The sequence below is a fragment of the Dyella marensis genome (assembly GCF_900112865.1).
GTDB classification, from domain to species: Bacteria; Pseudomonadota; Gammaproteobacteria; order Xanthomonadales; family Rhodanobacteraceae; genus Dyella_D; species Dyella_D marensis_A.
In genome coordinates this window covers 78887-105008 of sequence record NZ_FONH01000011.1, presented here as the reverse complement: position 1 = coordinate 105008, position 26122 = coordinate 78887, and the positions used below count along the sequence as shown (strand labels likewise).

Here is a 26122-nt window from a genome sequence, read left to right as displayed (position 1 = left end):
TCCACAACGGACGGCCATCCAGGTAATCATGGGATTCTCGACGCTCTTCATTCGCCGGCCGATCGCCACCTCGCTGTTGATGGTGGCGGTGATGCTGCTCGGCATCCTGGGCTATCGCCAGCTGCCGGTCTCGGCGCTGCCTGAAATCGACGCGCCCAGCCTGGTGGTCACCACCCAGTATCCGGGCGCCAGCGCGTCCACCATGGCGGCGCTGATCACCACGCCGCTGGAACGCAACTTCGGCCAGATCTCCGGCCTGAGCATGATGACTTCGGACTCCTCCGCGGGCCTGTCGACCATCGTGCTGCAGTTCGCCATGGACCGCGACATCGACATCGCCGCGCAGGACGTGCAGGCCGCGATCAACCAGGCCAAGGGCACGCTGCCGAACAACCTGCCGTATCCGCCGGTGTACAACCGTGTGAACCCGGCCGACGCGCCGATCCTCACGCTCAAGCTCACTTCCGATTCGCATGAGCTGCGCGAGATCAACAACATCGCCGATTCGATCCTGGCGCAGAAGCTCTCGCAGGTGCAGGGCGTGGGCCTGGTCTCGATCGCCGGCAACGTGCGTCCGGCCGTGCGCATCCAGGTGAATCCGGCACAGCTGTCCAACCTCGGCCTGACCATGGAGGACGTGCGCAGCGCGCTCACCCAAGCCAACGTGAACGCGCCCAAGGGCACGCTCAACGGCAAGACGCAGAGCTACAGCATCGGCACCAACGACCAGCTGGTCGATGCGGCCGAGTACAAGAACACCATCATCAGCTACAAGAACGGTGCGCCGGTGCGCCTGTCCGACGTGGCGCGCGTGATCGACGGCGTCGAGAACGACCAGCTCGCCGCCTGGGCCAACGGCAAGCCGGCGGTGCTGCTGGATATCCGCCGCCAGCCGGGCGCCAACATCGTGCAGACGGTGGAGCACATCCGCTCGATCATGCCTGAGCTGCGCAGCGTGCTGCCGGCCGACGTGCACCTGGACGTGTTCGCCGACCGTACCGTGACCATCCGCGCCTCGGTGGAGGATGTGCAGTTCACCCTGATTCTCACCGTGTTCCTGGTGGTGGCGGTGATCTTCGTGTTCCTGCGCCGCCTGTGGGCCACCATCATTCCTTCGGTGGCGGTGCCGCTGTCGCTGATGGGCACCTTCGGTGTGATGGCCTTCGCCGGCATGTCGCTGGACAACCTTTCGCTGATGGCGCTGACCGTGGCCACCGGCTTCGTGGTGGACGACGCGATCGTGATGATCGAGAACATCGTCCGCTACATCGAGCAGGGCAAGAGCGGCAAGGAAGCGGCCGAATACGGCGCGAAGGAAATCGGCTTCACCGTGCTGTCGCTGACCGTATCGCTGATCGCGGTGTTCCTGCCGCTGCTGCTGATGCCCGGTGTCACCGGCCGCCTGTTCCACGAGTTCGCCTGGGTGCTGACCATCGCGGTGGCGATCTCGATGCTGGTGTCGTTGACCCTGACGCCGATGATGTGCGCCTACCTGCTCAAGCCCGACGCGTTGCCGGAAGGCGACGACGCGCACGAGCGCCACGCCGCGGCCGGCAAGCGCACGGTGTGGTCGCGCACGGTCGACCTGTACGACCGCACCCTGGGCTGGGTGCTCGACCACCAGCGCTTCACCATGTTCATCGCGCTGGTCACGGTGGTGGTCACCGTGTTCCTGTACGTGGTGATCCCGAAGGGCCTGCTGCCCGAGCAGGACACCGGCCTGATCACCGGCGTGGTGCAGGCGGACCAGAACGTCGCCTTCCCGCAGATGGAGCAGCGCACCCAGGCCGTGGCCGAGGCGTTGCGCAGCGATCCGGCGGTGAGCGGCGTGGCCGCCTTCATCGGCGCCGGCTCGATCAACCCCACGCTCAACCAGGGCCAGCTCAGCATCGTGCTGAAGGAGCGCGGCGAGCGCGGCGGCCTGGACGACATCCTGCCGCGGCTGCAGAAGGCCGTGTCCGGCATCCCCGGCGTGGCGCTGTACCTCAAGCCGGTGCAGGACGTGACCCTGGACAGCCGCGTGGCCGCCACCGAATACCAGTACTCGATGTCGGCGGTGAACTCGACCGAACTGGCCGGCTATGCCAACCAGATGACCCAGGCCATGCGCCAGCGTCCCGAACTGTCGGACGTGGACAACAACCTGGCCGACAGCGGCAACGCGCTCAAGCTCACCATCGACCGCGAGAAGGCCAGCCGCCTGGGCGTGCCGGTGCAGACCATCGACGACACGCTGTACGACTCGTTCGGCCAGCGCCAGATCTCGACCATCTTCACCCAGCTCAACCAGTACCGCGTGGTCATGGAAGTGGCGCCGGAATTCCGCACCAGCCAGGACCTGCTCAACAAGCTCACCGTGCGCGGCAACGGCAACGGCGCGCTGACCGGCAGCAATGCCACCACCTTCGGCCAGGTGACCTCGAGCAACTCGGCCACCCCGGCGGGCATCGGCAACACCGGCAACATCGGCTTCCAGGTCGGCGCCGGCGGCACCATCCCGATCGCCTCGCTGGCCAACGCCGAGGTCACCAGCGCGCCGCTGGTGGTCAGCCACCAGCAGCAGCTGCCGGCGGTGACGCTGTCGTTCAACGTGGCGCCGGGCTATTCGCTGTCCGATGCGGTCAAGGCGATCCACGAGCTGGAGCAGCAGCTGAATTTCCCGCCCCAGGTGCGCGGCCAGTTCATCGGCAAGGCGGCGGAGTTCTCCTCCTCGCTGGGCGACGAAGTGCTGCTGCTGCTCGCCGCGATCGTGGTCATCTACATCGTGCTGGGCGTGCTCTATGAGAGCTACATCCACCCGCTGACCATCATCTCCACCCTGCCGCCGGCCGGCGTGGGCGCGCTGCTGGCGCTGATCCTGTGCGGCATGAGCCTGTCGGTGGATGGCATCGTGGGCATCGTGCTGCTGATCGGCATCGTGAAGAAGAACGCGATCATGATGATCGACTTCGCCATCGAGGCGCAGCGCACCGGCATGAGTGCGGCCGAGGCGATCCGCCGCGCCTGCCTGCTGCGCTTCCGCCCGATCATGATGACCACTGCCGCGGCCATGCTCGGCGCCCTGCCGCTGGCACTGGGCAACGGCATCGGCGCGGAACTGCGCCGGCCGCTGGGCGTGTCGATCGTCGGCGGCCTGCTGTTGTCGCAGCTGGTGACCCTGTACACCACGCCGGTGATCTACCTGTACATGGAACGCTTCTCCGACTGGCTGAGGGTGCGCCGCGAACGCCGCGCGCTCGAACGCGCGGCTACCGGCGGAAGCGCGGCGGCGTGAGGCCACCGGGGGCGGGACGACGCGGTGACGCGATCAAGGGGTGGGGCCGAAAGGCTCCGCCCCTTTCGGCGTACTGGGGTTGCCCAATCCCACCAGTGCCAAAAGGCCCCGGCCCGCTTGTTCAACCGATCCGCCCCCGGTGCGTTCCGCTCTGGATACCCCGCCTCATCCGTCGCCTGTGCTGCGCCGGCCGTTCACCCGCTACGCTGACTGCATGAACATCTCCGGCCCGTTCATCCGCCGCCCCATCGGCACTTCGCTGCTCGCCATCGGCGTGTTCGTGTTGGGCCTGATCTGTTATTCGCTGCTGGGCGTCGCCGCGCTGCCCAACATGCAGTTCCCGGTGATCTTCGTGCAGGCCAGCCAGTCCGGCGCCAGCGCCGGCACCATGGCCTCCACCGTGGCCGCGCCGCTGGAACGCCACCTGGGCCAGGTGACCGGCATCGACACGCTGCGTTCCAACAGCTCGCTGGGCCAGACCCAGGTGTTCATGATGTTCAATGTCGGCCGCGACCTGGACGCGGCGGCGCGCGACGTGCAGGCGGCCATCAACGCGGCGCAGAACGACTTGCCGACGGGCCTCAACAGTCCGCCGAGCTACCAGAAGGCCAATCCCAACGACGACCCGATCATCGCCTTCGCGCTGACCTCGCAGACGCAGTCCAAGCGCGAGCTGTTCGACGTGGCCGATTCGCTGCTGGCGCAGCGGCTGCGCCAGCTCGAGGGCGTGTCGTCGGTGGACATCCAGGGTGCCGCCACGCCGGCCATCCGCGTCGACGTGAACCTGCGCGCGCTCAGCGCCATGGGCCTGACCGCCGACCAGCTGCGCAATGCGCTCACCGCCGCCAACGTCACCTCGCCGCAGGGCTTCCTCTCCGACGGCGTGACGACCACCACCGTCACCGCCAACGACTCCCTGCACAACGCCGACGAATTCGCCCAGCTGGTGATCGCCTCGCACAACGGCACGCCGGTGCACCTGTCGGATGTGGCCAAGGTCTACGACGGCACCCAGGACGCGTACCAGGCCGCCTGGTTCAACGGCAAGCCGGCGATCCTGATGTACGTGTACCGGCAGTCCAATGCCAACATCATCGCCACGGTGGATCGCGTAAAGGCCGAGGTGCCGTTGCTGCAGGCTTATCTGCAGCCGGGCACCAAGCTCATTCCCTACTTCGACGGCACGCCGACCATCCGCGCCTCGCTGCACGAGGTGCAGGCCACGCTGCTGATCAGCCTGCTGATGGTGATGCTCACCATGGCGCTGTTCCTGCGCCGCCTGGCGCCCACGCTGATCGCCACCGCAGCCGTGCCGCTGTCGCTGGCCGGCGCGGCGGTGGCCATGTACGTGATGGGCTTTACGCTCAACAACCTCACCCTGCTGGCCCTGGTGATCTCGATCGGGTTCGTGGTGGACGATGCCATCGTGGTGATCGAGAACATCGTGCGCCACATCGACCAGGGCATGACGCGCTTCGAGGCCGCGCTGGCCGGTGCGCGGGAGATCGGCTTCACCATCGTCTCCATCACCGCCTCGCTGGTGGCAGTGTTCATCCCGCTGCTGTTCATGGGCGGCATCACCGGCATGTTCTTCAAGGAATTCACGCTCACCCTGGTGGCCGCCATCGCGGTCTCGGCCGTGGTGTCGCTGACGCTGACCACGTCGCTGTGCGGGCATTTCCTCAATGGCCACGTGCACGACCGTCCCGTCTCGCGGCTGGGCCGCGCGCTGGAAGGCTTCCAGGACGGCATGCTGCGGATCTACACCAAGGCGCTGGATTTCTCGCTGCGCCACGTGCTGATCTTCGCGCTGTCGCCGCTGGCGTTGATCGTGGTGACCGTGCTGCTGTTCGGCGCGGTGAAGACCAGCCTGTTCCCGATGCAGGACACCGGGCTTATCCGCGGGCGCGCCACCTCCGGGTCCACCGTGTCCTTCCAGGATTCGGTGGCGCGCCAGCAGCGGCTGATCGACATGCTGCTGAAGGATCCGGACGTAGCCACGGTCGGCTCGCGCCTGGGCAGCAGCCGCCAGGGCGCCGCGGGCACGTTCGACATCCAGCTGCGCACGCATGCCGAAGGCCGCAAGCAGGACACCGTCACCGTGCTGGCGCGCCTGAGCGCCAAGGCCGCGCGCTATCCCGACCTCAACGTGCGCCTGCGCCCGATCCAGGACCTGCCCAGCTTCGGCGGCGGTGGGACCAGCCAGGGTGCGCAGTATCAGGTCTCGCTGCAGGGCGACAGCTCCGACGAACTGCAGGAGTGGCTGCCCAAGCTGGTGGCCGAGCTGAAGAAAAACCCCAAGCTGCGCGACGTCGGCAGCGACATCGACGACGCCGGCCTGCAGCAGAACATCGTGATCGACCGCGACAAGGCCGCGCGCCTGGGCGTGGGCATCGGCAACATCGACGGCGCGCTCTACGATTCGTTCGGGCAGCGCTCGGTCGGCGTGATCTATTCCGACCTCAATCAATACCGCGTCGTGATCAACGCGGTCGCCAACCAGACCGCGACCCCCGAAGCGATCAACCGCATCTACGTGGCCAGCAACTCCGGCGCGATGATCCCGCTGACCGCGTTCGCGCGGCAGGAAGCGGGCGTGGCGCCGACCCAGGTGCAGCACGAAAACCAGTACAGCATCATGAGCCTTAGCTTCAACCTGGCGCCGGGCATCAGCATGGGCGAGGCCTTGCCGATCATCCAGGCCACGGCGTCGTCGATGCGCCTGCCGGGCGACATCCGCATCAATCTCGGCGGCGACTTCCGCCGCTTCCAGCAATCGCAGAGCGGCATGCTCCTGCTGCTGCTGGGCGCGGTGGTGGTGGTCTATATCGTGCTGGGCATGCTGTACGAAAGCCTGATCCACCCGGTGACCATTCTTTCCACCTTGCCAGCCGCCGGCGTGGGTGCCTTGCTCGCGTTGTGGCTTACCAACACGGAGCTGTCGATCATCGCGCAGATCGCGCTGGTGCTCCTGATCGGCATCGTGAAGAAGAACGCGATCATGATGATCGACTTCGCGCTGGTGGCGCAGCGCGAGCACGGCAAGCCGCCGCTGGAAGCGGTGCGCGAAGCCTGCGTGGTGCGCTTCCGGCCGATCATGATGACCACCATGGTGGCGATCCTCGCCGCGCTGCCGATCGCGATCGGCCTGGGCGAAGGCTCGGAGCTGCGCCGGCCGCTGGGTATTGCGATGATCGGCGGCCTGCTGTTCTCGCAGAGCCTCACCCTGCTGAGCACGCCGGCGCTGTACGTGATCTTCAGCTGCCTGGCCGGCCACTGGAAGACCTGGCGCGCCCGGCGCCGCGAGCGCAGCGTGCGCCGCATCGAGGCGCGAGCATCCTGAGGTTCGCATCGCGCGCGGGCTGAATACGCCCGTCGCGCGATAACGGTGCGTTAACTCCCATGTCGGAACACTGGCCGCTCCTTTCGGGAAGGAGGAGTGTTCGATGGGCAATGAAACAGGAAAACCCGATTTCTCCAACGTACAAAGCGAGGTCAAGTCGACGGCGCCCGATGCGCCCAAGGCGGATTTCAGCAACGTGGAGAGCAAGGTCGTTTCGACCGCACCGGACGGCGACCAGACTTATACGGTGGTCGCCGGCGACAATCTCTCGAAGATCGCCAGGCATTTCTACGGCAACGCCGACTGGAAACGCATCTTCGACGCCAACCGTGACCAGCTGAGCAACCCGGACCTGATCAAACCCGGTCAGGTGCTGAAGATCCCCGCCAAGGACTGAGAGAGGAGACACGCATGAAGAACCTTCATTCGACGATCACCCGTACCCCTTATCTGCTCGCCTTCGCGCTCGCTGCCACCCTGAGCCTGGCCGCCTGCGGCAAGAAGGAAGACGCCGCCACACCCACCGCCGCGCCGCCCGCCGCCAGCGCCACCGCCGCGCAACCGGCAACGCCGCCCGCCACCGCCCCGGCGCCTGCCGAAGCGGTGAGCCTGGCCTCGATCGACCTGGGCAGCGCCGTCGGTGCCGACCAGAAGGTCACCACCGCGACCACCACCTTCCATCCGAAGGACAGCATCTATGCCGCGGTCAGCACCACCGGCAGCGGCAATGCCACCATCGCGGTGAAGTGGAGCTACCAGGACGGCCAGACGGTGAAGGAAGACAGCAAGACCATCGCTCCCACCGGCCCGGCCACCACCTCGTTCGAGATCAGCAAGCCGGACGGCTGGCCGGCGGGCAACTACAAGCTGGATGTCACCCTGAATGGGCAGCCCGCAGGAACCAAGGATTTCTCGGTGAAGTAAGCGCGCCGGGTTTTCCCGTCATGGCGAAGGGCGCGGCATGCCGCGCCCTTCGTCGTATGCGGGATCCGCTCAATCCTGCCTGGGCAGGGTCCGGCATGGCGGCGCCGGATTCGTCGGCGGGCTGCGCTCGGGCAGCACGTCCGGCACGGTGATGTCCTCGCCGCCGGCGCCGGCATAGAACACGATCAAGGTCGTGCCTTGCTCGCCGGTGTAGCCGCGGTGCACCTGGCCCACCAGCTCGGGCAGCACCTCGCCTTCCGCCAGCGAGCAGGACGAGCCCGGACCTTCCGCGCGCTTCTCGACCGTCAGGGCGCCTTTCAGCACGTAGGCCGCATTGATCACCGGATGGTGGTGCCAGGCCAGCGTGCTGTGCGGCGGAATGACGATGCGCAGCACGGTGATCTGCGGCTGCCCGGACGGGTAGGCGGGATAAGGCGTGCCGTCCCAGGAGCGCGTGGTCTTGAGCAGGGTGGTGCTTTCCGCGGCATGGGCCGCGGGGGCGGCGGCGATCAGCGCGAAGAGGGCGGGAAGGGCCTTGGCGCAGCGGTGCATGGCGTGTCCTTGCGGGTCCGGAAAGGGAGGAGGCGACTCGATCATGGTGGGACGTTTCGCGTGACGTATCCATGCGCCGGTCCCATACCTCGCCGTACGCCCTCTCTCGGAGTATTGGGCAAAAGCGCCCCGCGCCGGTTCCGTCGCCCCGGCGAAAACGCGACAATGCTTGGCTTTCGCGGACCCCGCCGCCATGTGACCGGTTCCGCCCGCCGCCCTGCGGTCCCCTTCCTGTCAACGTCGTTGCAAGAGGCCAGACATGTCCAACACGCCGAAGATCATCTACACCCTCACGGACGAAGCGCCGTTCCTTGCAACGCAGTCGCTGCTGCCGATCGTCAAAGCCTTCGCCGGTGCCGCCGGCATCGCGGTGGAAACGCGCGACATCTCGCTGGCCGGCCGCATCCTGGCGCAGTTCCCGGACTTGCTGAAGCCCGAACAGAAGATCGCCGACGACCTCGCCGAGCTGGGCCAGCTGGCCACTACGCCGGACGCCAACATCATCAAGCTGCCCAATATCAGCGCCTCGGTGCCGCAGCTGAAGGCCGCGATCAAGGAACTGCAGCAGCAGGGCTACGCGCTGCCGGACTACCCGGACGAGCCGAAGAACGAGCAGGAGAAGGACGCCAAGGCGCGCTACGACCGCACCAAGGGCAGCGCGGTGAACCCGGTGCTGCGCGAAGGCAATTCCGATCGCCGCGCGCCGCTCTCGGTGAAGAACTATGCGCGCAAGCATCCGCACAAGATGGGCGCCTGGAGCAAGGATTCGCAGTCGCACGTGGCGCACATGGACGGCGGCGATTTCTACGGCAGCGAGAAGTCCGCCACCGTCGCGCAGGCTACCTCGGTGAAGATCGAATGGACCGGCACGGATGGCAAGAGCACGGTGCTGAAAGACAAGACCGCGATCAGCGCGGGCGAGATCATCGACGCCGCGGTGATGAGCCGCAAGGCGCTGGCCGCCTTCGTCGACGCGCAGGTGGCCGACGCCAAGCAGCAGGGCGTGCTGTTCTCGCTGCACCTGAAGGCCACCATGATGAAGGTCTCCGACCCGATCATGTTCGGCATCGTGGTCGGCGAGTTCTACAAGGATGTGCTGGCCAAGCACGCCGACACGCTCAAGCAGATCGGCTTCGACCCCAACAACGGCATCGGCGACCTGTACGCGCGCCTCAACGCGCTGCCGACCGACAAGCAGGCGGAGATCACCGCCGACATCAAGGCCGAGTATGCGCGCCGCCCGGCGCTGGCGATGGTCAATTCCGACAAGGGCATCACCAACCTGCACGTGCCCAGCGACGTGATCGTCGACGCCTCGATGCCGGCGATGATCCGCGACTCCGGCAAGATGTGGAATGCCGAAGGCAAGCTGCAGGACACCAAGGCGGTGATCCCCGACCGCAGCTACGCCGGCGTGTACCAGGTGGTGATCGAGGACTGCAAGGCGCACGGCGCCTTCGATCCGGCCAGCATGGGCAGCGTGCCGAACGTCGGCCTGATGGCGCAGGCGGCCGAGGAATACGGCTCGCACAACAAGACCTTCCAGATCGCCGCCGACGGCGTGGTGCGCGTGGTCGACGACGCCGGCAACGTGCTGCTGGAACACGCCGTGGAGGCGGGCGACATCTGGCGCATGTGCCAGACCAAGGACGCGCCGATCCAGGACTGGGTCAAGCTCGCCGTCACCCGCGCGCGCCTGAGCGGCACGCCGGCGGTGTTCTGGCTGGACCCGAAGCGTGCGCACGATGCGCAGCTGATCCAGAAGGTCGAGCGTTATCTGAAGGACCACGACACCGGCGGCCTGGACATCCGCGTGATGTCGCCGGTCGACGCCACCCGCTTCTCGCTGGAGCGCATCCGCAAGGGCCAGGACACCATCTCGGTCACCGGCAACGTGCTGCGCGACTACCTCACCGACCTGTTCCCGATCATGGAGCTGGGCACCAGTGCCAAGATGCTGTCGATCGTGCCGCTGATGGCGGGCGGCGGCCTGTTCGAGACCGGCGCCGGCGGTTCGGCGCCCAAGCACGTGCAGCAGTTCCTGGAAGAGGACTACCTGCGCTGGGATTCGCTGGGCGAGTTCCTGGCCCTGGCCGCTTCGTTCGAGCACCTGGGCAACCGCTATGGCAACGCCAAGGCCGGCGTACTGGCCAAGGCGCTGGACCAGGCCAACGGCAAGATCCTCGACAACAACAAGTCGCCCGCGCGCAAGGTCGGCGAACTGGACAACCGTGGCAGCCACTTCTACCTGGCCATGTATTGGGCGCAGGCGCTGGCCGGGCAGGACGACGACGCCGAGCTCAAGGCGACGTTCGCACCGGTGGCCAAGGCGCTCACCGAGAACGAGGAGAAGATCATCGGCGAGCTCAACGGTGCGCAGGGCAAGGCGGTGGATATCCACGGCTATTACCACCCGGACATCGCGTTGCTGAGCAAGGCGATGCGGCCGAGCGCGACGTTCAATGCGGCGGTGGATGGGTTGGCGAAGTAAGCGCCAGTCGCCGGTATGAAAAAAGGGCGCCTTCATGGCGCCCTTTTTACGAATCCGCATATCGGAAGTATCCCGTCACCATGACGGGATATTCGGGTATCCCGTCAGTATCCCGTCATTTTGACGGGATTGAGCTCAGGGGCTGGCGAACGGCGACGGCTTGCCGGACAGCCCTGCATGAAAGGCATCGAGCAAGCGCAAGGCCCTGTCGGCGTTGGTCGAGCGTGGCATGTCGGCGATCAGCCGCAGCGGACCATTGCGATCCAGTTCCGGTCGAAGGATATCCAGCAAGCTGTCCAGCGCATGCTGATCCTTATGCATCACTTCGTGAGCGTCGGCGCCAAGCAGCCAGGCACCGACGGCTTCGAAGTCGTAGCCGTCCGCATCGAGCAGATGGCTGGCATCGCCGTACAAGCGATCCTGCTGGCCAGCATCCAGATACTTGGTGAGCAGCAGCCACAGATCGGCAGCGTCCTTGCCGGGAGCCGTCAGGCGTCGTTCGCGCCAGGCCACCAGTTTCATCGCCGCCAGCATGGGCAGCGATACGACGCGGACGGCTTGCCTCTCTGGCAGGGCGACATCCCAGGCCGAATGCGCCGATTCACGGTAGCCGAGCACGGTCATCACTTGCGCGCCTTCGGGTGGCCACACGATGCTTCGATCGTTTTCTTCCAGGCCACCGAAGGGAATCAGGTCGATGATAAGCCGGGTGCCATAGCGCAATCGATGCAGTCTGCCGGGTTCCGCGACGAAGCCGCCCGCATCGATAAGGTGCTGGCGCAGTCGTTTGAACTGCTCCCAATTTTCCATGCCGACGGCGATATCCAGGTCTTCCGTGGCGCGGGCCATCGGTATGCCGTGCGTGTAGTGCAGCAGCAGGTCGCGCGCCATCGCGCCCACCAGCAGCAGCGGGACGTCGCGTGCATGTGGCTCGATGGCGCGCATGACTGCGGCGAGGAAGCTCAGCCGTGCGTCCTTACTTAAGTCGATCGATGATGCGCTCATGCAGCAGATTCGCGGTTTCGGTGGCGCGCGCGTCGCCAAGGGTCATCAGATCGGCATAGATCAGCACGTCGGGCGCCAATCCGGCCGGCTCGGTGGGGAAATTCCAGAAGCGTCCGAGCAGTTCCACATTGCCGTCGGGATCGGGCAGCAGGCGATGCTCGGCGAGGAAGCGCGCATCGGGCTTTTCGCCGTAGAACGTGACGGTCTGTGGGCGCAGGTAACCGGTGAGCTGTGCGGCGGCGGCTTCTCCGCCCAGCAGCAGTTGGTGGGCTTGCGCATCGTCGGCCGTGGCCCAGGTCAGCGCCTGCGCGCGATAGCGCTGCCGTACCAGCTTCGGGCGCAGGGTGCGGATATAGGCGTCGATCCATTGCTGCAGCAAGGCATCGCCATGCGTCAGCCGGCGACGCTTGCCGACGGTGATGGCGAAGCCGAGCGCGGGCAGTTCGGCCAGCACGCCGCCGATGGTTCCGTGCGCCACACCGGCGCGGGCGGCCAGTTCGCGATAAGGCAATTCAATCCAGGCCGGTTCGCACAGCAGGGCGAACAGCACCTGCAGGCCCGCCGCGGTGAAAGCCCGGCCGCCCGGTTTCTGCGCCTCGGCTTCCGCGGCCGGACGCTGCCCCTTGACCCAGATCAGGAAGGCTGGCGCGGGAAGGTAGGCATTGCCGGCTGTGTCGATGAAGGGCACGCCCTGGCGCTGCAGTTCTTCGGCCATGGGAGGCGTGACGTAGTCGGCCACCAGCAGGCCGCGTGGGCCGCATTGGCCCACCTGATGGATAGCCAGGCCCAGGTTGGCCGGCCGGAGGCGCGTCTTGATCTCGGCCACGTAGTCCGCGGTCCGGCCGCCGTATTGGACCTGCAGCCAGGCGTCCGGATGGTGGTTGCCGCGAGTTGCGGGCGGGGTGCCGGTCTCGGTCCAGGCCAGCCCCCACGCCTGACCTGCCTGCATGGCAGCCGCCAGGACCCTGCGCTCTCGTGGATGAAATGCTTTGTCCATAGATGAGGACTGTCCATGCCGCATGGACAAAAGTCAATATTGGACAACAAATTATTACAGACACTTAGAAAGGTTTTGTCCATAAATTTTATCTGTCCATGCTGCATGGACAATAATAAAATATGGACAAACGGCTGAACTTGCTTCGCTACCGGACGAACCATCGCGCCGCTGCCTCCGACTAGACTGCCGGGTGTGACCGACGCCCCCACCATGACCCGCTACCAGCTCGCCGAAGTCGGCGCGCTGCTCGCCGAGCCGGCGCGCGCGGCGATGCTGCTGGCGCTGTCCGACGGCACCGCGCGCCCGGCGGGCGAGCTGGCGCGGGTGGCCGGCGTGGGAGCGGCGACGGCGAGCGCCCATCTGAAGCGTCTGCTCGATGGCGGCCTGCTCGCGCTGCATGCACAGGGACGCCATCGTTATTACCGGCTGGCCGACGACGAGGTCTCGGCGATGCTCGAGGCGCTGGCCATGCCGCGCGTGCGCACCGCCGTGCCCACGCCTGCCGGCGACCCGGCGGTACGGCGCGCGCGCAGCTGTTACCGGCACCTTGCCGGCCAGCTTGGCGTGGCGTTCTGCGAGAGCCTGCTCGCGCACGATTACCTGGAAGCGGCCAGCGAAGGCCTGCGCCTGCTGCCCGCCGGCGCGGCGGCGCTCGCCGGTGCCGGACTCGAACCCGAAACCGCCCATCGCCTGTTGCACCTGCATGGCCGCGGCTGCCTGGACTGGACCGAGCGCCGCCTGCACGTCGGCGGTCCGCTCGGCGTGGCGATGACCTCGGCCATGCTCGATGCGGGCTGGCTGCGCCGCGCTACGCAGGGACGCGCGCTGGTGCCCAGCGCCGACGGGCTGCGGCGGCTGGCCGGACTGGGCGTGAGGCTCGACAGACCGGCGTAGGTTGGGGTGAGCCGCAGGCGAACCCCAACATCGCTACGCCATGACGCTGCGCATGGTTGGGGTTCGCCTGCGGCTCCCCCCAACTTGCGCCGGCCGTCGTTTTTTACTGCGCCTTCTTGCGACCGAACAGGCGGGCGAAGAAACCGCCGATCGCCACGATGCCGACCATGATCAGCTTCTTGAGTCCCAGCAGCAGCGCGCCGAGCTTGGCGAACAGGCCGGCCTTCGCGGCGATGCCGCCGGCGACCAGCGCGCCGATGCCGTAGGCGGCGGTCTTGTCGGTCTTGGAGTTGTAGTCGGTGTAGCGCTCGCCGTCGTTGAACTCGGTCATCTCCAGCACCTTGGGCATGTCCGCGCGCACCTGCGCCAGCTGGTCGATCGGCGCCACCGCATTGAGCGAGAGATAGCCGCGGCGGCCGAGCACGCGGATGTCGTAGTTCAGCGACGCGCCGTCGGAGGAACCGTCGGCCTTCTTGAACTTCAGGTTGCGCGCCCAGTACAGCTTGTGCGACGCCGCGTCGTAGTGCGGCGGCTCGGCCCAGCCGACCAGCTCGATCGCCGGATAGCCCTGCTTGAGGCGGTCGGCGTTGTCGTCCTTGCTGGCGTCCTGCATGTCCTTGAGCATGGCGTTGTAGTCGAGCTTGGCCGCGTCCTCGTCGGACACGTAGCCCTCGTCGACGAAGGTCACCACCACCGCCCAGGCCTTCTCGTCCAGCAGCACTTTCATGTCTTCGCTGGGCAGGATCATGCCCAGCACGTCCTTGTCCGGCGGGTTGTTCCACAGCCGGGTGAGCACGTCCTGCGCCTCGCTGGCGGGCAGGAAGCTGTAGCCCGGGTCGAGCTTCAGCGTGGCCTGCGCGCCGGGCACGGTCACGTTGCCGGTGGCCGGGTGCAGCGACTTCAGGAAGGTCTGCGTCTCGGCGGAAATGTCGTCGGCGGCGGCCGGTTCGTCGGCCGGCATGGCCAGCAGCGGCGCGGTGCAGGCGAATGCGGCCAGCAGGCCGAGCGCCGGCAGGAGCTTGATTTTCATGGGTGAAGTCCCTGGATATCGTCCGTTGATGTCGGTGCGTCCGGTGCGGGCGCGAGTCCATCGCTCCCCCTCTGGCGCGATGGTTCGTGAATTCTTGCAGGGAGGAGCGGGCTTAGCCAGTCCGGCGGGCGGCCTCAGGCCACCGCCAGCAGCGGTTTCACGTCCCCGCCCGGCGCACCGCGCTGCGCCTGCGCCAGCATGTCGGGCAGGTGCTCGGCCATGTAGTCGATGAAGCAGCGCATGGCCGGCGTATGGCCGTGGCGGGAGGGGTAGACGGCATGCACGTTGCCCGGCGGCAGGCTCCAGGCGGGCAGTACCGGCACCAGCTGGCCGCGCGCGACCGGCTCGCGGCAGATGAAGCGCGGCAGCTGCGCGATGCCCAGGCCGCCGGTCACCGCCTGGAACAGCACCTGCAGGTCGTCGCTGACCAGCGACGGATGGTGTTCGACACGCTGTGCATGGCCGGCGGCATCGAGCAGGGTCCAGAAATGCCGGCCTTCGGCGGAGATCGTGCTCACGCTCGGCAGGTGCCGCAGGTCGGCCGGCTGCTGCGCCGGCTCGATGCGCTGCAGGAGATCGGCGCTGGCCACCAGCATCTGCGGATCCATGCCGAAGCTGCGCACGATCAGGCTGGAATCCTGCACCGAGGCGCGCACGCGGAAGGCGATGTCGTAGCCGTTGGCCACCACGTCCACCTGGTGGTGGCAGATGTCCAGGTCCACCTGCACGTCCGGATGCCGCCGCAGGAAACCGACCAGCACCGGCGCCAGCAGCAGCTGCGCGAACATCACCGGACAGGCCACGCGCAGCCGTCCGCGCGGCAGCGCCTGCGCATCGTCGATCACTTCCTGCGCGCGCTCGGCGGCGGCCAGCATCAGCCGGCACTGGTCGTAGTAGCGGCGGCCGATCTCGGTGACATGGGAGCGCCGCGTGGTGCGCTGGATCAGGCGCACGCCCAAGTGCTCCTCCAGGCGTGCGACGCGGAAGCTCAACTGCGACTTGGCCATGCCCAGCGCGCGGCTGGCGCCGGTGAAGCTGCCGTGCTCGACCACCTGCACGAAATAGAGGATGTCGTTGAGATCCTGCATGTCTCGGCTCCCGTCGCGGGATGAGCCCCCGCTGGCCAGGCTACCCCAGTGTTCCGGGGACGCATTGACGCGTCGCGACAACTCGCGATTGTTCTCGCGGCTTGGACAATCATTTTCGACACAAGGGCTTATGCCTGTCCTGGCGAGGGTGAATACTGCCTGCCGCGTCGGCCATGGCCCGCTTCGGGGACGGACCGCCGGCGCATCACGCTAGCCAAGGGGTTACGCCATGCGTGTGTTCCCGTTTCGGCCAGGGACGTTGCTTTGCGCGGCCAGGCTTTGCGTGGCCATCGGGCTGCTGGCGGCCTTGCCGATGCCCGGCGTCCTCGCCCAGCAGGCGGCGCCGGCCGGGTCCTCGGGCCTGAGCCAGGGCGACATCGCGCGGATGCTGCCGGCCACCGACATGGGCGCCAACGACGCGCGCAACCGCGACCCCCACCTGCGCCCGGTCAGCGATTCGCCGGCCACGCCGTTCGACGCCGCGCCGATCCCGAAGAATCCGCTTGCGCCCGACGCCGATGCCGTCGGCGCCAAGACCTGCATTGCCTGCCACGCGCTGGAGAACGTGCAGGCTTCGCATTCGCTGCACGTGGCGTCGTTCCGCGTCGGCGCGGCGCATTCCGGACCGCAGGCGGCCTGCGAGACCTGCCATGGACCGGGTTCGCTGCATGCGAAGAACCCCGCGGCGAAGGGCACGATCATCGCCTTCACCCACGACGGCGGCACGCCGGTGCAAGCGCAGACCCAGGTCTGCCTCGGTTGCCATGCAGGCGGTGCGCGGCAGCACTGGCTCGGCTCCGTGCACGAGAACCGCGGCTTGTCCTGCAGCGACTGCCACAACCCGATGGCGCGCCTGTCGCCGGAAGGCGTGCTGGCCAAGCCGTCGATCAACGAGGTGTGCAGCAGCTGCCACCAGGACATCCGCGCCAAGTTCAACCGCCGCTCGCACATGCCGCTGCCGGAAGGGCAGATGGCCTGCACCGATTGCCACAACCCGCACGGCACCATCACCAAGCCGCTGCTCAAGACCGACACGGTCAACGAGACCTGCTACGCCTGCCACGCCGAAAAGCGCGGGCCGTTCCTGTTCGAGCACGCGCCGGTGCGGCAGAACTGCCTCAACTGCCACGACGTGCACGGCTCCAACCAGCAGACCCTGCTGGTCGCGCCGATCCCGATGCTGTGCCAGCAGTGCCACACCATGACGCAGCACCCGAACGACCTGCAGAGCGCCGCGGGCCTGGGCAATGGCGTGTCGCCGGACGAGCGGATCATGGGGCGCGGCTGCCTCACCTGCCATACCAATATCCACGGGTCGAACAACCCGTCCGGTCCGAAGTTCCACAAGTGAGGGAGGCGGACGATGCGCAAGCTCCAGCTCCTTCTCCTCGCGCTGCCCGGCCTGGCGGCGGGATCGGCCGCGGCGCAGGTCGCCGACGGCAGCGACACCATGCGCGTGGGCGACATGCAATACGGCAATGCGTTCGATCCGCGCGGCTGGACGCCGATGATGGCGGGGATACAGGAAGGCTTCTCCTGGTTGCATGCCGGCATGAAGCGCACGCCGACCGGCGTGCCGTATCCGTATCCGCCACAGGCCGATGACGGCACGCCGCTGGCGCCGGGCAGCGACTGGACGTATCGTGGCCTGCTGCAGCTTGGCTACATCCATCTCAACGGCGATCGCAATGCGGAGTTCTTCCGCCAGTACAGCGATTGGAAGAACGGTTTCGCGCCCGGCTATCTCGGACTGATGTTCGACAACCGGCGCACGGGCGAGTACGTGGAGTTCCGCGGCAGCCGGCTCAGCGCCGACGACCAGTACTACCGGCTGCGTGCCGGCAAGTACGGCAGCTATCGCGTGGAAGCGTTCTATCGCGATATGCCGCATACGGTGTCGACCAACGCGTTCCCGATCTGGAACGGCATCGGCAGCAACCAGCTCACCTTGCCTGCTTCGCTCACGCCCGGTGGCAGCACGCCTGCGCAGATCGCGGCCGCTTCGGCGGCGGCGCCGCGCCGGACCATCGGCCTGACCCGCACGCGCAGCGGCTTGTCATTGGAAGGCGAGCTCTACCGCGGCTGGATCGGCAGCGCCGCGATCAGCAACGAGGAGCGCAAGGGTACGCGCCTGTGGGGCGGGCCGATGTTCTTCGCCTTCAACCAGCTGCAGGGCGGCATTAACGAAACGGTGCGGCCGATCGATTTCTCCACCACCGATGTCAACCTCTCCTTGCGCAAGGTGGGCAAGGTGTGGCGCTTCGTCGGCACCTATACCGGTTCGTTCTTCCGCAACCACAAGGATTACCTGGATTACCAGAGTCCGTTCCAGCTGCAGAACGTGGTGGGCGTGCCGCAGGTGGCGAACATCTACCAGGGCGAGTTCTCGCTGGAGCCGGACAACGACTATCACAACCTGCGCCTGGACCTGTCGCGCGAGCTGAAGGGCAACGGCCAGTTCAGCGTCGCCGCCGCGTGGGGCACCATGCGCCAGAACGCGGCGCTGCGTCCGCCGGTCACCTGCACCGGCCTGCTCGGCGTCGACATGACGCCGATCGGCGGCCCCAACTACACCTTGCCCTGCGCCGACTGGAACACACCGGCGGCGCTGTCGCAGCGCAATGCCAATGCGCGTATCGATACGGGCTTGTTCGACGCGCGGGTGAACTTCCATCCCTCCTCCAGCTTCGGCTGGCATGCCGGCCTGCGCTGGTACCGCGAAGACAACAAGACCCGCTATCTCGCCTACAACCCGCAGACCGGGCAATACGGCTACATCTCGGAGAACGGCTCGCAGGGCAGCATCGTGCCGGGCGAGGTGGGCATCTTCGATCCGCGCAATCCGTTGTACTGGTCGTCCAACGTCACCGTGCGCAACGTGCCCTATGGCTACGACGACACGCTGTTCGAGCTCGGCGGCGACTGGCAGCTGGGGCGGCGCGACAGTCTTGGCGTGGTCTACACCTTCGACCATAACGAGCCGAAGTACCGCGAACGCAAGCGGGTGGACGAGCATCGGATAAAGATCTCGTGGGTGTCGCGCTCGCTCGGCGAGGCCACGCTGCGCGCCAGCTACGAGTATGCGCGGCGGCGCGGCGGCCCCTACAACTACGACCCGTACGCACAGTTTTTCTCCGAAGCGCTGCCGGGCTTCGTCGATCCGGTCAATGGCTTGCCGGCACATACGGTGGCCGACATGCGCAAGTACGACCTGTCGGATCGCGACGAGAGCAAGGCGCGCCTGATCGTCACCTATCCGTTCGGCGACGCCACCACCGTGTCGGCGACGCTCTACGGCAACCGCGACCGGTACGCCACGCCGATCGGCCGCCAGGACACGCGCAGCACCGGCGCCACGCTGCAATGGGATTGGCAGCCGAGCGCGCGTACCACGGCCAGCGCGTATCTGGGCATCGAGACCTCGCATATGGGCGTGTCTAACGTGGGCGATTCCGACGGTGGCGCGGCGGGCGCAGCCCTGGGCACGCCGGGACAGACCAATCCCAAGCTCGGCGGGCCGTTGTATCCGTATGGCAACCAGTGGTGGGAGTTCGACCGCGAGCGCAACAGCAATGCGGGCTTCACCCTCACGCATGACTTCGGCCGCGTGCGCGCCGATCTCAACTACAACTACAGCGGCTCGTTCGGCCATGTCGGCTACAGCTACGCCACGATCGGCGCGCTCGCCTATCGCGAGGCCGACGCCGCGGCCGCGGCGGGCAACGCATTCCCGGATAACAAGTACCGCAGCAATACGCTGGAGCTCGGCTTCAACGTCGACTTCACCCGCCGCTTGGGCATGCGCCTGTTCGGCCGGCGCGAGACCGGCAGTTTTACCGACTGGCATTACCTGGGCTTCGACCAGACGCTGAGCTACGGGCAACGCATCTATACCGACAAGGGGCCGCAGCACCACTACGGTGTGACCATGCTGGGCGCCATGTTCAACGTGAAGCTGTGAGGAGGGCCGCGATGATCCGCCAACTTTCGCTTGCGGCCTTCGCGCTGGCGCTGTCGTGCGCCGCTGTCGCACAGGATGCGCCGGCACCGGCGGCCAGCGCGGCGCCGAAACCCGCGCCGATGCTCGATGTGCGTGCGCAGCCGCCGATCCACGGCGATGCGAACGCCGGAGCCGCCAAGGCCGCGGTGTGCGGCGCCTGCCATGGCCCGCAAGGCATCGCCATCGCGCCGAACTTCCCGAACCTGGCGGGCCAATCGGCGACGTATCTCTATCTGCAACTGAAGGCTTTCAAGGACGGCCAGCGCAGCGATCCGGTCATGACCGGGCAGGCCGCGGCCTTGAGCGACCAGGACATGCGCAACCTCGCGGCGCATTTCGCCGCCTTGCCGGCCAAGCCGGCGGGCATGCCGGATGCCGCCTCGCGCGGCGCGCAGTTGTTCCATGCCGGCGATCCGGCCAAGGGCGTGCCGCCGTGCCAGGGTTGTCATGGTCCGGCGGGGCAGGGGCCGACGAGTGCGTGGCAGGGCGCACCAGATACGGCGTGGCACACCTTTCCGCGCCTGGCGGGCCAGTCGGCGTTCTATATCGGCCAGGAATTGGGCGATTACCACCATGGCAAGCGCGTCGGCGTCAGCAACGGCAAGGTGATGCAGGGCGTGGCGCAGAACCTCGACGAGGCCGATATCCAGGCGCTCGCCGCCTACATTCAATCGCTATAGCGGCAACACGCGCAGCGGCATGCTGTGCGCCGCCTTGCGCATGAACGCATGTTCCGCAGCGAGGCGCAGCATCGCCGGACTGACGTGGTGCCGGTGCACGCGCTCGATCAGCGCGATGTAGATGTGCCCGAACAGGTTCTTGCAGTGCACGCGGGTGCCGAGGCTGAGCTCGATGCCGACGCCATCGACGATGCGCACGGCCACGCAGGAGCGGAAGCGCAGATGCTTGTCGTCGGCGCCGAGGATCACCTGCGCATGCCGCGCGTCCGCCGCCTGTGCGAGCACTGGGAAGCGGCCGTCGAAGGTCTCGCTGGCCCGGTGCGAGAGCAGCGAGGACACGGGGCAGCCCAGCGTCGAGGTGCGCAAGCCCAGCGGCCGCACCAGCGTGTTGCGCATGGCCATCATGCGCGACACGCTCGACGGCGGGTTGCGCAGGAAGCCGTCGAGCAGGTCGGCGAGCAGGCGCGGTGCGCCGATCCTGGCCAGGGCCGGGTCGTGCAACCGGATGCGGACCATGTCCTCGTGCTGGTGCGTGTGCTCCAGTTGAGCGCGCAACAGGGAATCCGCCGGCGGCTCGATCGCCTGCACCGGCAGGCGGCCTGGCGATTCCCACAGGAATCCGCCGGCGCGGCGGCAGGTGGCGCACAGGGCGCGCAGACGGCCGAGCATGCCGCGAGCAAAGCGGCACAAGCGGCTTTGCAGCGAACCGGGCGCGGCATCCAGCGCGAGTGCGATGGTTGGCACGTCGTCCGCTGCGGGCGGGTTGGCGGCCAGCCATTGCATGACCGCATCAGGCAGCGTTTCAGTCAGCGCAGGAATCGAGGCCTCGCCCGCGAGCACCTGCGTGCGCAGCGCCTCGTCCAGCTCGCCGCCGAGTTCGTTGGTATGGCAGGAGATGGCGAACAGCGCCGGATGCGCGGCATCGAGCGGCGCGAACTGGTGCCAGGTCGCACCGTTGAAGCGCACGGTGAACAAACAATCCGGCGCGATGTTCACGTAGTGCAGGTGGCGCGCGAAATGCGCCGGGTCGTCGGCCAGCTGCGCGACCGTCGCGGTGGAGAAGCGCAACTGCGCGCCGCTGCTGCCGGAGACCGCGGTAAACACGCGATGCCCGGCGTGCCGATGGAACGGATGCCCCTTGGCGCCCACCGCGAAGGTGTACAGCGCCGTGGCGTCGCCTTTGGCGAGATCGGTGCCGCCCAGCCGGGTGGAAGGCTCGTCCAGCGCATCGATAAAGGCCGGATGCGCGCGTTGCAGCGCCGAGGCGCCGGCGTGCATCTGGTCGCCGACGCCGTGTCCGAGCTGGGCAATCAGCGTGACTTCCACCGGCAGGCCGCCATGCGGGGAAGGGATCGCCGCGTGCGGAAAACTGCCGGTGCTGCGTGTCTGATTCGCCATGACGCACTCCTCCGTGGCGGTGCGCCTGGCACCACCGGTACGAACAGCTCGATTGAATTCCCCTGGTCGCCGCTTTCGCCGCGTCAGCTTTCCTTGCGTGCGAGACGGCGCGATTCGCGCTTGAGCGGCCCGGCCTTGGGACAGATCTCGAAGGCGAACCCGGTGAGGGTATTCACCAGGTTGTCCTTGTTGAGCCGGTACACCACGTACTGGCCGCGCCGCTCGCTGCTCACCAGCCCCGCGCCTTCCAGCACGGACAGGTGGCGCGAAATGGCCGGCGCGCTCATCGCGAAGCGGCTGGCGATCTCGCCCGCGGTCAGCTCCTGGGCGGACAGATAGGCCAGGATTTCGCGGCGGGGGCGGGATGCCAGGGCTTCGAAGAACGAGTCGACGGCCATCAGCTCTTAAGCAATTAACGAAGTTGCTAAATATATAGCCGTGGGTTGGCACCGCGTCAAGCGCCGGTCGCGCGCCCTCAGGGGCGCGCCGTCACCACTGCGTGCGGTTGGGCAGCAGGCCCTTCAGTTCCGCCTCGGTCAGGTTGCGCCATTGCCCCGGCTTCAGGTGCCCCAGCTTCACGTTGATGATGCGCACGCGGCGCAGCTGGGTGACGCGGTAGCCGAACTCGGCGGCCATCAGGCGGATCTGCCGGTTGAGGCCCTGGGTCAGCACGATGGCAAAGCCGAACTTGGCGATCTTGCGCGTGCGGCAGGGCTTGGTCAGCTGCCCATGGATGCGTACGCCCCTGGCCATGCCGGCGAGGAAGGCGTCGGTGACGGGCTTGTTCACCGCCACCAGGTATTCCTTCTCGTGATCGTTCTCGACGCGCAGGATTTCGTTGACGATGTCGCCGTTGCTGGTGAGCAGGATCAGGCCTTCCGAATCCTTGTCCAGCCGGCCGATCGGAAACACGCGCTGCTGGTGGTCGACGAAGTCGACGATGTTGCCGGAGACGGTCCGGTCGGTGGTGCAGGTGATGCCCACCGGCTTGTTCAACGCGATATAGATGGCACGCTTAGCCGCCGGCGTGGAGGCCAGGACGCGCGCCTTGACGATCTCGCCGTCCACGCGCACTTCGTCGCCTTCCAGCGCCTTGGCGCCGGTGCTGACCACCTCGCCGTTGATGGTGACGCGCCCGGCCAGCAGCAGCTCGTCCGCCTCGCGGCGGGAGCACAGGCCGGCCTCGCTGATGTACTTGTTGACGCGCATGTTCGATTACGAACGCAGGCCGACGCCGCGCTTGAGCAGGTGCAGCGCCACCGCCGACAGCCCCGCCACGAACAGCAGCATCACCACGAAGGCGCCGGCGACATTCACGTCGCTCACGCCCAGCACGCCGAAGCGGAACGCGTTGACCATGTACAGAATCGGATTGACCCGCGAGATGCTCTGCCACGGCTCGGCCAGCATGTTCACCGAATAGAACACGCCGCCGAGATAGGTGAGCGGGGTAAGCACGAAGGTCGGCACCAGCGCGATGTCGTCGAACTTCTTCGCATACACCGCATTGACGAAACCGGCCAGCGAGAAGATCGTCGCGCCCAGCAGCACCGAGGCGAAGGTAATCAGCGGATGCGCCACCTGCAGGTGGGTGAAGAACAGCGCGATCACCAGCACCAGCGCGCCGACGATCATGCCGCGCGTCACCGCGCCGGTGACGTACCCGAGCAGGATCACCCAGTTCGGCATCGGCGATACCAGCATCTCCTCCACCGCGCGGCTGAACTTGGCGCCGAAGAACGAGCTGGAGATGTTGCCGTAGCTGTTGGTGATGATGCTCATCATCACCAGGCCCGGCACGATGTACTGCATGTAGCTGAAGCCGCCTTCGATGGTGCCGATGCGGCTGCCGATCAGCTTGCCGAAGATCACGAAGTACAGCGTCATGGTGATCGCGGGCGGGATCAGCGTCTGCGTCCAGATGCGCAGGATGCGCACGATTTCGCGGCGGACGATGGTGCCCAGCGCGACGAGATTGCCGGAGGCGTTCATGCGGCCTGCTCCTGCGCGGACTTGGCGTTGCGGCCCTGTTCCACCAGGCGGACGAAGAGCTCTTCCAGGCGATTGGTCTTGTTGCGCATCGAGGTGACGGTGACGCCGTGCGAGGACAGCGCGGTGAACATGGAATTGAGATCGTGGGCGCGCGACATCTCCGCTTCCAGCGTGTGGTCGTCCACGCGGCGCAGGTTGACGCCGGGCAGGGCGGGCAGTTCGCCGGGCGCCCCGGCGATGTCGAGCACGAAGGTTTCCGAATCCAGCGTCGCCAGCAGGCGCTTCATCGTGGTGTTTTCCACGATGGTGCCGCGGTCGATGATGGCGATGTTGCGGCACAGCTGCTCGGCTTCCTCCAGGTAATGCGTGGTGAGGATCACCGTGGTGCCGGCCGCGTTGATGCCGCTGACGAACTGCCACATCGAGCGGCGGATCTCGATGTCGACGCCCGCGGTGGGCTCGTCGAGGATCAGCAGCTTGGGCTCGTTCATCATGGCGCGGGCGATCATCAGGCGGCGCTTCATGCCGCCGGACAGCGTGCGCGCCTGGTCCTGGGCCTTGTCCCACAGGCGCAGCTCGCGCAGGTATTTCTCGGCGCGCTCGGTGGCGATGCGCCGCGGGATGCCGTAGAAGCCGGCCTCGTTGACGCAGATGTCGAACGGCTTCTCGAACAGGTTGAAGTTGATTTCCTGCGGCACCAGGCCGATCAGCTGCATGGCGTCGCCGCGCTGCCGGTTGACCGAGACGCCGAAGATGCGCGCGTCGCCGCCGCTGGCGTTGACCAGCGAGGACAGGATGCCGATCAGGGTGGACTTGCCGGCGCCGTTGGGGCCGAGCAGGGCGAAGAAGTCGCCCGGTTCCACGGTCAGGCTGACGCCCTTGAGGGCCTCCACCCCGTTGGCGTAGGTCTTGCGCAGGTTGTCGACGACGAGAGCGGGAGCGGATGAGGATGGCTGGGTGGGCATGGGCTGCACCGAAGGGGCCAGCCTCCTATTATAGCGGGCTGGTTCCCGCCGGCCGGTTCCGCGGGGCGCACTCACTGTTTCCGGATTCCCATGGCCGATCATTTCACCCTCCGCCTCGTCGACAGCTACATGCTCGCGCCCACGGTGCGCCACTTGGTGTTCGAGCGCGCCGACGGACAGGCGCTCGCCTTTGTTCCCGGGCAGTTCCTGCAGGTGCATTTCCACTACGACGACGGCACGCCGACCAAGCGCAGCTATTCGGTCGCCACCGTCGGCGACGGCCGCTCGCCCGCGCAGCGCATCGAGATCGCGGTGAGCTACGTGGACGGCGGCGCCGCCACCAAGCTGCTGGGCAGCCTCGAAGCGGGCCAGACCATCGAAGCCAGCGGTCCCTACGGCCGCTTCTGCCTGCAGCCGGGCGACGCGCATCCGCGCTACCTGCTGCTGGCCACCGGCACCGGCGTCACGCCGTATCGCGCCATGCTGCCGCTGCTGCGCGAGCTGCTGGCCCAGGGCGGGCGCGAAGTGGCGCTGCTGTACGGCGCACGCAACGAGACCGAGCTGCTGTACGGCGCCGAGTTCGAGGCCTTCGAACGCGAAAACCCCGGCTTCTCCTTCCACGCCTGCCTCAGCCGCCAGGCGCGCGCCGAACCGCGCCCGAACGACCGCAGCGGCCATGTACAGGGCGTGCTGGCGGAGCTGTCGCCCAGCGCCGACCGCGATATCGCCTACCTGTGCGGCAACCCCAACATGGTCGACGGCGCCTTCAATGCGCTGAAGGAATACGGCCTGCCGGTGCCGCAGATCCGCCGCGAGAAGTACATCTCCTCGCGCTGAAGTTTCCGGCCGGCCGGCCGATTCATCCGGGAAGCCGTCTTGAGCGGGCAGTTTTGCCCGCTTTGAAAAAGTCCTGCATGCACCGCCCACTACCGGCCATTCCGCACTCCGGTCGAACGAAATAATCACAAATCTCTGATTTACCTAAGACTTATCGCCATAGGTCTTACGACATACGCCCCCGCATTGTGATGCACATCACAAATCCGAAGCCGCAACAGTTTTCGGATTAAAGCCCGGTCTCCGACAGCCGACAGACCGGAAAAGCGCCCATCCGTTTCGAGGGGCGCGGAGGAGGTCGGAATGCGGATCTGGATACGCAAGATGCGGGTGGCTGGCCTGGTCGCGATGGCCCTGGTGCCGGCCGCGGCGATGGCCGATGGCGGGACGATCGTGTTTTCCGGAGCGATCGTCGAGCCGACGTGCTCGGTGGGGGCTCAACGCATCGATGATGCGCGGGGCGCGCCGGCGCCGGTTCGCTACCGCTGCTCCGAGAGCGTCAGTGCCAGCCCCGGCCAGCGTGCGCAGTCTTACGCGCTGTCGGTGAGCGACACCATCGGTACGCCGCTCGCCTCAGACCCCTTAATCGTCTATTTGGCCCAATACTTGAGCGCGCAGCCGAAACTGGTCACGCAGACCTACGACTGAA

21 protein-coding genes are annotated in these 26122 nt (G+C 67.0%); 11 read left to right on the top strand and 10 right to left on the bottom strand.

The features are described from left to right. The first annotated feature begins 28 nt into the window (after positions 1–28). The 4 genes from BM172_RS14755 to BM172_RS14740 all read left to right on the top strand — a co-directional run bounded on the left by BM172_RS14755 (position 29) and on the right by BM172_RS14740 (position 7541). Positions 29–3274, top strand: coding sequence for an efflux RND transporter permease subunit (locus BM172_RS14755; protein ID WP_026635069.1), 3246 nt, complete (start codon positions 29–31; stop codon positions 3272–3274). Positions 3275–3488: 214 nt separating this feature from the next. Then, positions 3489–6617, top strand: coding sequence for an efflux RND transporter permease subunit (locus BM172_RS14750; RefSeq protein ID WP_026635068.1), 3129 nt, complete (start codon positions 3489–3491; stop codon positions 6615–6617). Positions 6618–6720: 103 nt separating this feature from the next. Further along, positions 6721–7014 carry a LysM peptidoglycan-binding domain-containing protein gene (locus BM172_RS14745; RefSeq protein ID WP_026635067.1) on the top strand — a complete coding sequence of 98 codons (294 nt, stop codon included), beginning with the start codon at positions 6721–6723 and terminating at the stop codon, positions 7012–7014. A gap of 14 nt (positions 7015–7028) precedes the next feature. Further along, complete coding sequence (locus BM172_RS14740; RefSeq protein WP_035323223.1) at positions 7029–7541, top strand: hypothetical protein; 513 nt, start codon at positions 7029–7031, stop codon at positions 7539–7541. Positions 7542–7610: 69 nt separating this feature from the next. Here BM172_RS14740 and BM172_RS14735 read toward each other — a convergent pair whose 3' ends face one another. Beyond that, complete coding sequence (locus tag BM172_RS14735; protein WP_177218819.1) at positions 7611–8093, bottom strand: cupin domain-containing protein; 483 nt, start codon at positions 8091–8093, stop codon at positions 7611–7613. Between the two features lie 259 nt (positions 8094–8352). Here BM172_RS14735 and BM172_RS14730 point away from each other — a divergent pair, with 259 nt between their 5' ends. Beyond that, positions 8353–10584 carry an NADP-dependent isocitrate dehydrogenase gene (locus tag BM172_RS14730; RefSeq protein WP_026635065.1) on the top strand — a complete coding sequence of 744 codons (2232 nt, stop codon included), beginning with the start codon at positions 8353–8355 and terminating at the stop codon, positions 10582–10584. 135 nt (positions 10585–10719) lie between these two features. On the opposite strand, the gene BM172_RS14725 is transcribed toward BM172_RS14730, so the two are convergent. Together BM172_RS14725 and BM172_RS14720 are read right to left on the bottom strand one after the other, a co-directional pair. After that, positions 10720–11589, bottom strand: coding sequence for a nucleotidyl transferase AbiEii/AbiGii toxin family protein (locus BM172_RS14725; protein WP_081805150.1), 870 nt, complete (start codon positions 11587–11589; stop codon positions 10720–10722). Then, the gene (locus BM172_RS14720; protein ID WP_051548609.1) at positions 11561–12538 is read right to left on the bottom strand and encodes a type IV toxin-antitoxin system AbiEi family antitoxin; all 978 of its coding nucleotides are present in this window, start codon (positions 12536–12538) and stop codon (positions 11561–11563) included. Before BM172_RS14720 ends, BM172_RS14725 begins: the two co-directional genes overlap by 29 nt. Positions 12539–12781: 243 nt before the next feature. Between BM172_RS14720 and BM172_RS14715 the strand changes: the two genes are divergently transcribed. Continuing rightward, positions 12782–13483 carry an ArsR/SmtB family transcription factor gene (locus tag BM172_RS14715; protein ID WP_051548608.1) on the top strand — a complete coding sequence of 234 codons (702 nt, stop codon included), beginning with the start codon at positions 12782–12784 and terminating at the stop codon, positions 13481–13483. A gap of 103 nt (positions 13484–13586) precedes the next feature. Here the strand turns inward: BM172_RS14715 and BM172_RS14710 are convergent, their stop codons facing one another. Together BM172_RS14710 and BM172_RS14705 are read right to left on the bottom strand one after the other, a co-directional pair. Next, the gene (locus tag BM172_RS14710; protein WP_035323221.1) at positions 13587–14513 is read right to left on the bottom strand and encodes a DUF2167 domain-containing protein; all 927 of its coding nucleotides are present in this window, start codon (positions 14511–14513) and stop codon (positions 13587–13589) included. A 134-nt stretch (positions 14514–14647) separates the two neighbouring features. After that, positions 14648–15601: a LysR substrate-binding domain-containing protein gene (locus tag BM172_RS14705; RefSeq protein WP_035323219.1), complete on the bottom strand. Its 954-nt coding sequence runs from the start codon at positions 15599–15601 to the stop codon at positions 14648–14650. Positions 15602–15884: 283 nt separating this feature from the next. Between BM172_RS14705 and BM172_RS14700 the strand changes: the two genes are divergently transcribed. The 3 genes from BM172_RS14700 to BM172_RS14690 are packed head-to-tail and all read left to right on the top strand — an operon-like array spanning position 15885 to position 20281. Then, positions 15885–16952 carry a DmsE family decaheme c-type cytochrome gene (locus BM172_RS14700; protein ID WP_231504188.1) on the top strand — a complete coding sequence of 356 codons (1068 nt, stop codon included), beginning with the start codon at positions 15885–15887 and terminating at the stop codon, positions 16950–16952. A gap of 12 nt (positions 16953–16964) precedes the next feature. Next, positions 16965–19562 (top strand): MtrB/PioB family outer membrane beta-barrel protein, encoded by a 2598-nt coding sequence (locus BM172_RS14695; protein WP_026635061.1) that lies wholly within the window; start codon positions 16965–16967, stop codon positions 19560–19562. Positions 19563–19573: 11 nt separating this feature from the next. Then, on the top strand, positions 19574–20281 hold the full coding sequence (locus tag BM172_RS14690) for a c-type cytochrome (protein ID WP_051548606.1): 708 nt from the start codon (positions 19574–19576) through the stop codon (positions 20279–20281). Here BM172_RS14690 and BM172_RS14685 read toward each other — a convergent pair. The 5 genes from BM172_RS14685 to BM172_RS14665 form a co-directional block, all read right to left on the bottom strand. After that, a complete protein-coding gene (locus BM172_RS14685) occupies positions 20276–21679 on the bottom strand; it encodes a DUF2867 domain-containing protein (RefSeq protein WP_026635059.1) in 1404 nt (467 codons plus the stop codon). The two genes, BM172_RS14690 and BM172_RS14685, sit on opposite strands and share 6 nt — an antisense overlap. 83 nt (positions 21680–21762) lie before the next feature. Further along, positions 21763–22077, bottom strand: coding sequence for a metalloregulator ArsR/SmtB family transcription factor (locus tag BM172_RS14680; protein ID WP_026635058.1), 315 nt, complete (start codon positions 22075–22077; stop codon positions 21763–21765). A 91-nt stretch (positions 22078–22168) separates the two neighbouring features. Beyond that, positions 22169–22888, bottom strand: a complete 720-nt coding sequence (locus BM172_RS14675) for a pseudouridine synthase (RefSeq protein WP_026635057.1) — start codon at positions 22886–22888, stop codon at positions 22169–22171. Between the two features lie 6 nt (positions 22889–22894). Then, positions 22895–23671 carry an ABC transporter permease gene (locus tag BM172_RS14670; protein WP_026635056.1) on the bottom strand — a complete coding sequence of 259 codons (777 nt, stop codon included), beginning with the start codon at positions 23669–23671 and terminating at the stop codon, positions 22895–22897. After that, a complete protein-coding gene (locus BM172_RS14665; RefSeq protein ID WP_026635055.1) occupies positions 23668–24636 on the bottom strand; it encodes an ABC transporter ATP-binding protein in 969 nt (322 codons plus the stop codon). Before BM172_RS14665 ends, BM172_RS14670 begins: the two co-directional genes overlap by 4 nt. 90 nt (positions 24637–24726) lie before the next feature. Between BM172_RS14665 and BM172_RS14660 the strand changes: the two genes are divergently transcribed. Both BM172_RS14660 and BM172_RS14655 read left to right on the top strand, forming a co-directional pair. Further along, positions 24727–25473 (top strand): FAD-binding oxidoreductase, encoded by a 747-nt coding sequence (locus BM172_RS14660; protein WP_026635054.1) that lies wholly within the window; start codon positions 24727–24729, stop codon positions 25471–25473. 303 nt (positions 25474–25776) lie between these two features. Further along, complete coding sequence (locus tag BM172_RS14655; RefSeq protein ID WP_026635053.1) at positions 25777–26121, top strand: type 1 fimbrial protein; 345 nt, start codon at positions 25777–25779, stop codon at positions 26119–26121. The last annotated feature ends 1 nt before the right edge of the window (position 26122 follow it).

Bases quoted from the DNA above. Each gene is read 5' to 3' on its own strand.
- BM172_RS14755 (WP_026635069.1), top strand. From the start codon at position 29: ATGGGATTCTCGACGCTCTTCATTCGCCGGCCGATCGCCACCTCGCTG.
- BM172_RS14750 (WP_026635068.1), top strand. From the start codon at position 3,489: ATGAACATCTCCGGCCCGTTCATCCGCCGCCCCATCGGCACTTCGCTG.
- BM172_RS14745 (WP_026635067.1), top strand. From the start codon at position 6,721: ATGGGCAATGAAACAGGAAAACCCGATTTCTCCAACGTACAAAGCGAG.
- BM172_RS14740 (WP_035323223.1), top strand. From the start codon at position 7,029: ATGAAGAACCTTCATTCGACGATCACCCGTACCCCTTATCTGCTCGCC.
- BM172_RS14735 (WP_177218819.1), bottom strand. From the start codon at position 8,093: ATGCACCGCTGCGCCAAGGCCCTTCCCGCCCTCTTCGCGCTGATCGCC.
- BM172_RS14730 (WP_026635065.1), top strand. From the start codon at position 8,353: ATGTCCAACACGCCGAAGATCATCTACACCCTCACGGACGAAGCGCCG.
- BM172_RS14725 (WP_081805150.1), bottom strand. From the start codon at position 11,589: ATGAGCGCATCATCGATCGACTTAAGTAAGGACGCACGGCTGAGCTTC.
- BM172_RS14720 (WP_051548609.1), bottom strand. From the start codon at position 12,538: ATGCAGGCAGGTCAGGCGTGGGGGCTGGCCTGGACCGAGACCGGCACC.
- BM172_RS14710 (WP_035323221.1), bottom strand. From the start codon at position 14,513: ATGAAAATCAAGCTCCTGCCGGCGCTCGGCCTGCTGGCCGCATTCGCC.
- BM172_RS14705 (WP_035323219.1), bottom strand. From the start codon at position 15,601: ATGCAGGATCTCAACGACATCCTCTATTTCGTGCAGGTGGTCGAGCAC.
- BM172_RS14695 (WP_026635061.1), top strand. From the start codon at position 16,965: ATGCGCAAGCTCCAGCTCCTTCTCCTCGCGCTGCCCGGCCTGGCGGCG.
- BM172_RS14690 (WP_051548606.1), top strand. From the start codon at position 19,574: ATGATCCGCCAACTTTCGCTTGCGGCCTTCGCGCTGGCGCTGTCGTGC.
- BM172_RS14685 (WP_026635059.1), bottom strand. From the start codon at position 21,679: ATGGCGAATCAGACACGCAGCACCGGCAGTTTTCCGCACGCGGCGATC.
- BM172_RS14680 (WP_026635058.1), bottom strand. From the start codon at position 22,077: ATGGCCGTCGACTCGTTCTTCGAAGCCCTGGCATCCCGCCCCCGCCGC.
- BM172_RS14675 (WP_026635057.1), bottom strand. From the start codon at position 22,888: ATGCGCGTCAACAAGTACATCAGCGAGGCCGGCCTGTGCTCCCGCCGC.
- BM172_RS14670 (WP_026635056.1), bottom strand. From the start codon at position 23,671: ATGAACGCCTCCGGCAATCTCGTCGCGCTGGGCACCATCGTCCGCCGC.
- BM172_RS14665 (WP_026635055.1), bottom strand. From the start codon at position 24,636: ATGCCCACCCAGCCATCCTCATCCGCTCCCGCTCTCGTCGTCGACAAC.
- BM172_RS14660 (WP_026635054.1), top strand. From the start codon at position 24,727: ATGGCCGATCATTTCACCCTCCGCCTCGTCGACAGCTACATGCTCGCG.
- BM172_RS14655 (WP_026635053.1), top strand. From the start codon at position 25,777: ATGCGGATCTGGATACGCAAGATGCGGGTGGCTGGCCTGGTCGCGATG.